The following is a 9482-nucleotide window of genomic DNA, read 5'->3' as shown; positions in this document are numbered from 1 at the left end:
CGGCGGCCACTGCCGCCGTGCCCCCGCCGCGCCCTCTACGGCCGGGTCAGCACCAGCGCCGACGCGAAACCGCCGTGCCCGCGCGCCAGCACCAGCGCGCAGTCCACCCGCTCCGCCCGCGGTTCGCCGAGCACCAGCTCCACGCGGGGATCGACGTCCTCCCGGCCGAGGCCCGGCACCGCCGGGATCAGCCCGTCGCGCAAGGTCAGCAGCGCGGCCACCACATCGAGCGCGGACCCGCCCGAGAGCATCCGCCCCACCAGCGCCTTCGGCGCGCTCACCGGTACCCGCCGGGCCCCGAACAACTGCGTCAGTACCGCCGCCTCCGCCCGGTCAAGCGGCCCGCTGCCCACCGCGTCCGCGAACACCACGCCGACGTCGTCCGGTGTCAGCCCCGCGTCCCGCAGCGCCGTGCGCGCCGCCCGGAGCAGACCGCTGCGCGAGGAGCCCACCGAACCCGCCGGGTCCGGATCGAACGCCGACCCGTGCCCCGCGATCACCCCGTAGTGGTGTGGAGCACCCCGCTCCAGTGCCCCCTCACGGGGCTCCACGATCAGCACCGCCCCGCCCTCGCCCGGTACATAACCGGTCGACGACGCGCAGAACGGCAGCCCCGCCCGCGCCGGATCGTCGTCACGGCACACCCCGTCGGCCACGGACAGCACCGACACCCCGTACGGGCACAACATGCTGTCGAAGCCGCCCGCGGTCATCACCGGCGTGCCCGTGCGCACCCGGCGACGCGCGTAGGACAGCGAGTCGACGCCTCCGGCCTGCTCGGAGACCACGACCCCGCCCGGCCCGCGCATGCCGTGCCGGATCGACACCTGGCCGGTGTGCACGGCGTAGTACCAGGCGAACGACATGTACGGGCTCACCGACTCCCAGCCCGTGCCCCACTGGAGCTGGAGCTGCTGCTGGCCGAACTCCAGCCCGCCGGTGACCCCGGTGACCGCCGTGCCCATCGCCTCGCCCGGCAGGTCGGCCGGGGTGATCTCCGCGTCCGCGAGAGCCTCGTCGGAGGAGAGCAGCGCGAGCCGGGTCAGCCGGTCGGTCTGCGGATGCAGCCGTTTGGGCACGGCCTTCTCCGCCTCGGACGCCGGCACCTCGGCGGACAGCCGGACCGGATAGCCCGAGGCGTCGAACCGGGCCGTCGGCCGGACCGCCGAGACGCCCTTGAGGGTGGCCGCCCAGTAGTTCTCCGTACCGATGCCGTTCGGCGCGGCCACGCCGATCCCGGTGATCACCGCGTTACGCACCGTGTCGTTCATATGGACCGCCCCGAGGTCGTGAGCACCATCGCGCTCTGGAATCCGCCGAATCCGCTGCCGACGGTCAGCACCGCGCCCAGCCGCCGCTCGCGCGCCGAGTGCGGGACGTAGTCCAGGTCGCACTCGGGATCCGGCTCGTTCAGGTTGGCCGTCGGTACCACCACGTCGTGCCGCAGCGACAGCGCGCACGCCGCGATCTCGATCGACCCGATCGCGCCCAGCGAATGCCCCACGACCGCCTTGATGCCGCTCATCGGTGTCCGATAGGCATGCTCGCCCAGACTCCGCTTGACCGCAGCCGTCTCGTGCCGGTCGTTCTGCTTGGTGCCCGAGCCGTGCGCGTTGACGTAGTCGATGTCCGTCGGATTCAGCCGGGCCTCGTCCAGCGCCGCGTCGATCGCCTCGGACATCTCCAGCCCGTCCGTCCTCAGCCCGGTCATGTGGTACGCGTTGCAGCGCGAGGCGTACCCGGCGACCTCCCCGTAGATCGTCGCCCCGCGCCGCCGTGCGTGCTCGAACTCCTCCAGGACGACGACGCTCGCGCCCTCGCCCAGTACCAGCCCGTTCCGGGTGCGGTCGAAGGGCCGGCATGCCGTCTCCGGGTCGTCGTTGCGCGTCGACGTGGCCTTGATGACGTCGAAGCAGGTGAGCGTGATCGGTGAGATCGGCGCGTCGGAGGCGCCGGTCACCATGACGTCTGCCGTGCCCTCCCGGATCAGCTCGGCGGCGTAGCCGACCGCGTCGATGCCGGAGGTGCAGCCGGTGGAGATCACCGACGCCGGGCCCAGCGCCCCACTGAGCAGTGCCACCTCGGCGGCCAGCGACGTCGGGACGAAGTAGTCGTACAGATGCGGCCCGGCGTAGCGGGGGTCGACCAGCCAGGTGCGGCCCTCGGCGGACTGCACGGCGTACTCCTGCTCCATCGTGGTCGTGCCACCGACCGCGCTGCCCATCGCCACCCCGGCCCGCTCGGCGAGGGCGCCGTCGAGGGTCAGGCCGCTGTCGAGCAGGGCTTCGCGGGCCGAGGCCAGCGCGAGCTGCACCATTCTGTCGGTACGCCGGATCTGCTGCAGGGTCAGCCCGTGCTCCAGCGGATCGAAGTTGCACTCGGCGGCGACCTGGCACCGATGACCGCTCGCGTCGAACCGGCTGATCGTCCGGGTCGCGGGTCTGCCGCTGACCAGGCGCTGCCAGAACGCGTCGGTCCCGATTCCTCCCGGTGCCGTCACGCCGATGCCGGTGATCACGGCCCTTCGTGGCGTGTCTCGGACCATGGGACCTCCTTCAGAGTTCGTTGAACGCAGGGTGCGTCCGCCCTCTCGACTCGCGCTTCAGGCGCGTCGGAGCCGGGCCGGGGGCCGTCTCGCGCGGGGCCGCGAACTGCCGCTGAGGCGGGGAAGAGCCGGCCGGCGCGGGACATCGAGCGGTGTTCGACGGGAGGTCGAGCCGTGCCGAGCACGGTGTGCGCAGGCGCCCGGAGCCCGGGCCCGCGCGAAAGGAGCCCCGATGACCTCTCAAGCGATTCCCGACGTACGGAAGTCGGTCGTCGTCCCGGCGTCGCCCGCCGACTGCTTCCGGGTGTTCACCGAGCGGCTGGCCGACTGGTGGCCGCCCTCCCACGTCCTGCTGACCACACCGCGCACCGGCCTCGCCATGGAGCCGCGCGCCGGCGGGCGCTACTACGAGTGGGACGCCGACGGTCAGGAGATCGACTGGGGCCGCGTGCTCGCGTGGGAACCGCCGCACCGGCTGCACCTGACCTGGCGGGTGGACGGCGCCTTCCGGCCGCTGCCCGACGACGAGGGCGCCAGCGAGATCGAGGTCCGCTTCACCCCCGAGCCCGGCGGCGGCACACGGGTCGAGCTGGCGCACATCCGGCTGGACCGGCTCGGCACCGACGCGGAGCGGATCTTCAGGGCGCTGGACGGACCGAGCCCCGGCGAGACCTTGGCGCGCTTCGCCGAGGTCGTCTGATGGCTGTCCCCGACACCCGTTTTGCCCCGCCGGCCGGGACCGCCCCGGGGCCCGGCGGAGGCGGACTGCTGGAGGTCGCCGACGGCGTCCACGCCTACGAACAGCTGCCCGGCGGTTGGTGCATGAACAACGCCGGGCTGATCGCGGACGGAGGCCGGGCGGTGCTCGTCGACACCGCCGCCACCCGCAGCCGCGCCCGGAAACTACGTGCGGCCGTCGAGCGGGTGGCGCCGGGCGGCCCCGACGTCGTCGTCAACACCCACTTCCACGGCGACCACGTCTTCGGCAACGTCGAGTTCACCCCGAGTGCCACCGTCGTCGCCCAGGAGCAGACCCGCGCGGACATCGCCGAATCGGGCCACGGCCTGTGCCAGTTGTGGCCGGCGGTCGACTGGGGTGACATCCCCCTCGTGCTGCCGGACATGGCCTTCCAAGGGGAACTGACGCTGCACACAGCAAATCTGACGGTGCATCTACTACACATAGGCCCCGCGCACACGCCGGGCGACGTGGTTGCCTGGATCCCGGAGCGCAAGGTCCTCTTCGCCGGGGACGTGGTCTGGTCCGGGGTCACCCCCTTCGTACTGATGGGCTCGGTCGAGGGCTCCCTGCGGGCCCTGGAGGTATTGCGCGGGCTCGGCCCCGAGGTCGTCGTGTCCGGGCACGGCCCGGTCACCGGAACCGACGCGCTGGACGCCACCGCCGCATACCTGGAGCGGGTGCGCGACCTCACCCGTGACGGACTGCGCGCGGGCCGCACCCCCATGGCCGTCGCCCGCGAGGCCGACCTCGGGCCGTTCGCCGGGCTCCAGGACCCGGAGCGGCTGGTCGCCAACCTCCACCGCGCGTACGCCGAGGCCGAAGGGCTCGCGCCGGGCGCCTGTATCGACGTGGCCGCCGCCTTCCGGGAGATGGTCGCCTTCCACGGCGGCCTGCCGCCCTGCGCCGCCTGACCGGCCATCCGACCCCAACGAAACGACCGGAGGAAAATCCATGTCCTCTCGCAAGACCGCGTTCGTCACGGGCGCCAGCAGCGGCATCGGCCTCGCGGTGGCCCGGACTCTCGCCGAACAGGGCATCACCGTCTACGGATGTGCCCGCGACGCCAAGAACATCGCCGCCGTCGTCGACGACCTGCGCGCCGAGGGACACGAGGCGGACGGCATCTCCTGCGACGTCACCTCCGCCGCCGACGTCAGCGCCGCCGTGTCCGCAGCCGTCGACCGCTTCGGCTCCATCGACATCCTCGTGAACAGCGCCGGCCGCAACGGCGGCGGCGAGACGGTGAACATCGAGGACGACCTGTGGGCGGACGTCCTCGCCACCAACCTGACCGGCGTCTTCCGCGTCACCCGCGAGGTGCTCCGCAACGGCGGCATGCGGGAAGCTGGCTGGGGCCGCATCGTCAACATCGCCTCCACGGGCGGCAAACAGGGTGTGATGTACGCCGCTCCGTACACCGCCTCCAAGCACGGCGTCGTCGGCTTCACCAAGTCCGTCGGCTTCGAACTCGCCAAGACCGGCATCACCGTCAACGCCGTCTGCCCCGGCTACGTCGAGACCCCGATGGCCGTCCGTGTCCGCGAGGGCTACGCCCGCCACTGGGGCATCACCGAACAGGACGTCCACGACCGGTTCAACGCCAAGATCCCCCTGGGCCGTTACTCCACGCCGGAAGAGGTGGCGGGCCTGGTGGGCTACCTGGCGACGGACGCGGCGGCGTCGATCACGGCGCAGGCGTTGAACGTGTGCGGGGGGCTGGGGAATTACTGACGCAGGGGCTCGGGCGTCGATGTGATGTCGTGGAGACCGTTCAGCCGCCGTACCGCCGCAGGGCTCGGTGGACAGACCCCCAGAGGACGGACGGTCTCCCGGCTCTCGTGCCAAAGCCGTCGGTAGAGGACGGTTACGACAGCCACGATCGGAGCGTGACGACAACGCGGCTGGGGACACCCCCTGCTCGAAGAGCTCGGGGGAGGGCGTGCCGGCCCCGCGTCTCCGGCACGATCCGCAGGGCAGGCCCTACAGGACGGCGGGGAGGCCACCGGTTCCTCCCGGGCCGTGGTCGACGAATCCCGCGAGCGGGTGGTGGCCGTAGGCCTTCTTCCAGGTCAAAGCCGCATCCTGCTTGTCCGAACGCGCGACGACCGGGGTCCCGTCCAGGCCCACGATCACCTGCCCGCCGGCATCATTTCGCCGCGCGCCAAGGGCGCCAGGGACTGGCAGTGGGAAGCGGCATCGAAGGACGGCTTTCCCGCGCTGCGGCACACCTACGTCCCGATCATGCTGGAGGCAGGGGAGTCCGTGGTGACGTTGGCGCGAGGGCTCGGGCGCTCCTCCCTGGCTGTCACGCTCGGTTACTATGTTCACTTCATGCCGGAGGCCGGAGGCCGGAAGCAAGGGGCGCACCGCCATCGACGGACTGCTGGGAGGCGGGGAGGCGGGGAGACGAGCGTGCCGGTCGAGACTCCCCGGATTCTCCCCAGGGCTGACCGGAGAGGTCGCCCCGGATTGCACCGCGTCAGAGGTGGTCATGGAATATAAGGCAAACGACATCTGGGGCCTTGGGAAATGCTGAGAGAGGTTACCGCGACCCGCTATATTGCGCCCCTGCACTCCGGCGGCTCCGTCCCCGGCATCGTCGAGGCCGACGACTGCGGGACGTACGTCGTGAAGTTCACGGGGTCCGCGCAGGGGCGCAAGGCGCTGGTGGCCGAGGTGGTCGTCGGGGAGCTGGCGCGTGCGCTGGGGCTGCGGTTCCCGGAACTGGTGCTGGTGGACTTCGATCCGGTGATCGCCGGCGGTGAGCCGCACCAGGAGGTGCGGGAGCTGCATGAGGCCAGTGCCGGGACCAATCTCGGCATGGACTACCTGCCGGGGGCGCGGGACTTCACCCCCGAGGTCGCCGAGGTGTTTCCCGTCGACCCGGTGGAGGCCGGGCGGATCGTCTGGCTCGACGCCCTCACGGTGAACGTGGACCGGACCGTGCACTCCTCCAACCTGATGGTCTGGCCGACGCTCGGCGTCGCGGAGCCCCGGCTGTGGCTCATCGACCACGGGGCCGCGCTCGTCTTCCATCACCGCTGGGACGCGTCCGACCCGGCGAAGGCGTACGACTTCCGCCACCATGCCCTCGGCGGCCACGGGCCCGACGTCCGCGCCGCCGACGCCGAGCTCGCGCCCCGGGTGACCGAGGAACTGCTGCGCTCCATCACGGCCGAGGTTCCCGACGCCTGGCTCGCCGGTGAGCCCGACTTCGCGACGCCCGACGCGGCGCGCGAGGCATACGTGAGGTATCTGGACGCGCGGGTACGGGCCTCGGCGGCGTGGCTGCCGACCGACTTCCCCGGCGCGCGGGAACTGGCCGCGGAGAACGCCCGCCGTGCCGCCCGCTCCCGGCAGGGGCGCCCGGCCTGGCTCAAGAACGTTCCCGATCTGCACGGCAAGCCCGCGGCGGAGCAGGACTGGTCGGTGCACCTGGGATGACCGCCGGCCCGAGGCACGCCCCGCTGCGGTGGGGCGTGCCGGGGGCCACCGGCCTTTGGGCGCGTGTCGTGCGGGTCAGCCCTTGAGCTGCTCGTAGGCCGGCAGGGTGAGGAAGTCGGCGTAGTCCTCGTCCAGGGCGACCGTCAGCAGCAGGTCGTGGGCCTGCTGCCAGTGGCCCGCCGCGAAGGCCTCCTCGCCCAGCTCTCCGCGGACGTCCGCCAGTTCCTCGGCCGCGATCCGGCGGGCCAGCTCCGCGGTGACCAACTCGCCGTTGTCGAGGACGACTCCCGCGTTGATCCACTGCCAGATCTGCGAACGGGAGATCTCGGCGGTGGCCGCGTCCTCCATCAGGTTGAAGATGGCCACCGCGCCGAGGCCGCGCAGCCACGCCTCGATGTAACGGATGCCCACCTGCACGGCGTTGACCAGACCCGCGTACGTCGGCGTCGCCTTCAGGGAGTCGATCGCGATCAGGTCGGCGGCGCCGACGTCGACGTCCTCGCGCAGCCGGTCCTTCTGGTGCGGCCGGTCGCCGAGCACCCGGCCGAAGGACTCCAGGGCGATCGGGACCAGGTCCGGGTGGGCGACCCAGGAGCCGTCGAAGCCGTCGTTCGCCTCGCGGTCCTTGTCGGCGCGCACCTTCTCGAACGCGACCTTGTTGACCTCCGGGTCCCGGCGGGACGGGATGAAGGCCGCCATACCGCCGATCGCGTGTGCGCCCCGCTTGTGGCAGGTGCGCACGAGGAGTTCGGTGTACGCCCGCATGAACGGGGCCGTCATCGTGACCGCGTTGCGGTCCGGCAGGACGAACTTCGCCCCGCCGTCACGGAAGTTCTTGACGATGGAGAACAGGTAGTCCCAGCGCCCGGCGTTCAATCCCGAGGCGTGGTCGCGCAGTTCGTAGAGGATCTCCTCCATCTCGTACGCGGCCGTGATCGTCTCGATGAGGACGGTGGCGCGCACGGTGCCCCGGGGGATGCCCACATGGTCCTGCGCGAAGACGAACACGTCGTTCCACAGGCGGGCTTCGAGGTGGGACTCCGTCTTCGGGAGGTAGAAGTACGGTCCCTTGCCGAGGTCGATCAGACGCTGGGCGTTGTGGAAGAAGTACAGCCCGAAGTCGACCAGGGCGCCGGGCACCTGGGTGCCGTCGGCGTCGGTGAGGTGGCGCTCGTTCAGGTGCCAGCCGCGGGGGCGTGTGACGACCGTCGCCAGTTCCCCGTCCGGGCGCAGGGCGTAGGACTTGCCGGACGCCGGGTCGGTGAAGTCGATGGTCCGGGCGTAGGCGTCGATCAGGTTGAGCTGGCCGAGGACCACGTTCTCCCAGGTGGGCGCGGAGGCGTCCTCGAAGTCCGCGAGCCACACCTTCGCGCCCGAGTTGAGGGCGTTGACGGTCATCCTGCGGTCGGTGGGGCCGGTGATCTCGACCCGGCGGTCGTTCAGGGCCGCGGGGGCGGGGGCCACCCTCCAGGAGTCGTCCGCGCGGACGGCGGCCGTCTCGGGGAGGAAGTCGAGCGTGGACGTACGGGCGATCTCGGCACGGCGCTCCGCGCGACGGGCGAGGAGTTCGTCCCGCCGGGGTGTGAACCGCCGGTGCAACTCGGCCACGAAGGCGAGGGCCGCCTCGGTGAGGACCTCCTCCTGCCGGGGCAGGGGCTCGGCGTCGACGATGGCCAGCGGGTGCGGCGCTGGTGCGGACATCAGCTGTCACTTCCTTCGGCGGGCAGGCACCGGGTGCCGGTCGGCCCGGGTACGGCGGGGAGCGCCCGGGGGAGGGGGGCGGGGCCGAAGAGCGCTCTGGGTTGTGGATAATAGTTTCCTTATCGTGGAAGTTCAATGGTTTGTTGATGGCGGGACACCTCGGGACACCTCGGAACACCTCGGGACGCCTCGGGCCGGGCGGGCGGCACCCGCTCACTCGAGGTGGCTCAGATCCTCCTCCGTGTCGATGTCGTAGGCCTCGGCCACGTCCCCGCACTCGACGAGGGCGATCGCCTCCGCGTGCTCCTTCAGGTAGGCGCGCGCCCCCCGGTCGCCGGTCGCGGTCGCGGCCACACCGGCCCAGTGCGCGGCCCCGAACAGGACGGGGTGGCCGCGCACGCCGGCGTAGGCCGCCGAGAGCAGGGTGTCCGGGAGGGGAGCGTCCTGTGCCTCCTGTGCCGCGTACGCGGCGAGTACCCGCGCGACCGCCTGCGGGCCGATGCCGGGCTGGTCGACCAGGAGGACCAGGGCGGCCCGCGCCTCCGTACCGGCCAGCGAGGCGAGCCCGGCCCGCAGGGACGAGCCCATGCCCTGTTCCCAGTCCGGGTTGTCGACGAGCACGCAGTCCGGCAGTGCGGCGCGTGCGCGTACGTCGTCCGCCCGCGCGCCGAGCACCACGTGGACGCGCTCGCAGCCGCCCGCGCGCAACGCCCGTACCGCGTGCTCCACCAGCGGCCGCCCCCGGTGCGTCAGCAGCGCCTTGGGGCGGCCGCCCAGCCGCCGGCCGCCACCCGCCGCGAGCAGCAGCCCCGCCACCTGTCCCGCGGTCCGTCCTGAGTCCGGGCTCGTCCGGGGTGTCGTCATGTGTTCTGCATACCTCAATCCCCCACGGGCCACCGCCGGTGCCGGAGGAGCACGGTGGATGGCGTGGGGGTGTCGCGGCGGGTGATGTGGTGGAAGGGCGCTGTGGACGGCCCGGAAGGGGTGGAAAGGGGTGGAAACGGGGAGTGCGAAGGGGGCGCGTCCGGCCTGCGATGTCACGCTGTGGAG

8 protein-coding genes and 1 pseudogene are annotated in these 9482 nt (G+C 72.1%); 4 read left to right on the top strand and 5 right to left on the bottom strand.

Translation table 11 applies throughout. The features are described from left to right. Positions 1 to 35: 35 nt before the first annotated feature. The gene (locus ACFWVE_RS19680) at positions 36 to 1271 is read right to left on the bottom strand and encodes a beta-ketoacyl synthase N-terminal-like domain-containing protein (protein ID WP_384015586.1); all 1236 of its coding nucleotides are present in this window, start codon (positions 1269 to 1271) and stop codon (positions 36 to 38) included. After that, a complete protein-coding gene (locus ACFWVE_RS19675) occupies positions 1268 to 2545 on the bottom strand; it encodes a beta-ketoacyl-[acyl-carrier-protein] synthase family protein (RefSeq protein WP_384015584.1) in 1278 nt (425 codons plus the stop codon). Before ACFWVE_RS19675 ends, ACFWVE_RS19680 begins: the two co-directional genes overlap by 4 nt. Before the next feature lie 232 nt (positions 2546 to 2777). On the opposite strand from ACFWVE_RS19675, the gene ACFWVE_RS19670 reads away from it, so the two are divergent. Genes ACFWVE_RS19670 through ACFWVE_RS19660 form a run of 3 tightly spaced genes read left to right on the top strand, consistent with a single transcriptional unit; the run spans position 2778 to position 5018 of the window. After that, positions 2778 to 3245 carry an SRPBCC family protein gene (locus ACFWVE_RS19670; RefSeq protein ID WP_384015582.1) on the top strand — a complete coding sequence of 156 codons (468 nt, stop codon included), beginning with the start codon at positions 2778 to 2780 and terminating at the stop codon, positions 3243 to 3245. Then, on the top strand, positions 3245 to 4198 hold the full coding sequence (locus ACFWVE_RS19665; protein ID WP_384015580.1) for an MBL fold metallo-hydrolase: 954 nt from the start codon (positions 3245 to 3247) through the stop codon (positions 4196 to 4198). Before ACFWVE_RS19670 ends, ACFWVE_RS19665 begins: the two co-directional genes overlap by 1 nt. A 40-nt stretch (positions 4199 to 4238) precedes the next feature. Beyond that, the gene (locus ACFWVE_RS19660; RefSeq protein ID WP_384015578.1) at positions 4239 to 5018 is read left to right on the top strand and encodes an SDR family NAD(P)-dependent oxidoreductase; all 780 of its coding nucleotides are present in this window, start codon (positions 4239 to 4241) and stop codon (positions 5016 to 5018) included. A gap of 252 nt (positions 5019 to 5270) precedes the next feature. On the opposite strand, the pseudogene ACFWVE_RS19655 reads toward ACFWVE_RS19660, so the two are convergent. Next, positions 5271 to 5435, bottom strand: a pseudogene (locus tag ACFWVE_RS19655) (IS1380 family transposase); the annotation flags it as partial. A gap of 381 nt (positions 5436 to 5816) precedes the next feature. On the opposite strand from ACFWVE_RS19655, the gene ACFWVE_RS19650 reads away from it, so the two are divergent. Next, on the top strand, positions 5817 to 6731 hold the full coding sequence (locus ACFWVE_RS19650) for a HipA family kinase (protein ID WP_384015576.1): 915 nt from the start codon (positions 5817 to 5819) through the stop codon (positions 6729 to 6731). A gap of 75 nt (positions 6732 to 6806) precedes the next feature. Here the strand turns inward: ACFWVE_RS19650 and aceB are convergent, their stop codons facing one another. Next, positions 6807 to 8432, bottom strand: a complete 1626-nt coding sequence (gene aceB / locus ACFWVE_RS19645) for a malate synthase A (protein WP_384015574.1) — start codon at positions 8430 to 8432, stop codon at positions 6807 to 6809. A gap of 213 nt (positions 8433 to 8645) precedes the next feature. Beyond that, positions 8646 to 9296, bottom strand: a complete 651-nt coding sequence (locus tag ACFWVE_RS19640) for an NTP transferase domain-containing protein (protein ID WP_384015572.1) — start codon at positions 9294 to 9296, stop codon at positions 8646 to 8648. Between the last annotated feature and the right edge of the window lie 186 nt (positions 9297 to 9482).

The organism is Streptomyces sp. NPDC058632, from assembly GCF_042717095.1.
Taxonomy (GTDB): domain Bacteria; phylum Actinomycetota; class Actinomycetes; order Streptomycetales; family Streptomycetaceae; genus Streptomyces.
The sequence above is the reverse complement of the archived record's forward strand: the minus strand, read 5'-3'. Positions and strand labels throughout refer to the sequence as shown.

Excerpts from the sequence above, each read along its gene's own strand:
- ACFWVE_RS19680 (WP_384015586.1), bottom strand. The coding sequence starts at position 1,271 with ATGAACGACACGGTGCGTAACGCGGTGATCACCGGGATCGGCGTGGCC.
- ACFWVE_RS19675 (WP_384015584.1), bottom strand. The coding sequence starts at position 2,545 with ATGGTCCGAGACACGCCACGAAGGGCCGTGATCACCGGCATCGGCGTG.
- ACFWVE_RS19670 (WP_384015582.1), top strand. The coding sequence starts at position 2,778 with ATGACCTCTCAAGCGATTCCCGACGTACGGAAGTCGGTCGTCGTCCCG.
- ACFWVE_RS19665 (WP_384015580.1), top strand. The coding sequence starts at position 3,245 with ATGGCTGTCCCCGACACCCGTTTTGCCCCGCCGGCCGGGACCGCCCCG.
- ACFWVE_RS19660 (WP_384015578.1), top strand. The coding sequence starts at position 4,239 with ATGTCCTCTCGCAAGACCGCGTTCGTCACGGGCGCCAGCAGCGGCATC.
- ACFWVE_RS19650 (WP_384015576.1), top strand. The coding sequence starts at position 5,817 with ATGCTGAGAGAGGTTACCGCGACCCGCTATATTGCGCCCCTGCACTCC.
- aceB (WP_384015574.1), bottom strand. The coding sequence starts at position 8,432 with ATGTCCGCACCAGCGCCGCACCCGCTGGCCATCGTCGACGCCGAGCCC.
- ACFWVE_RS19640 (WP_384015572.1), bottom strand. The coding sequence starts at position 9,296 with ATGACGACACCCCGGACGAGCCCGGACTCAGGACGGACCGCGGGACAG.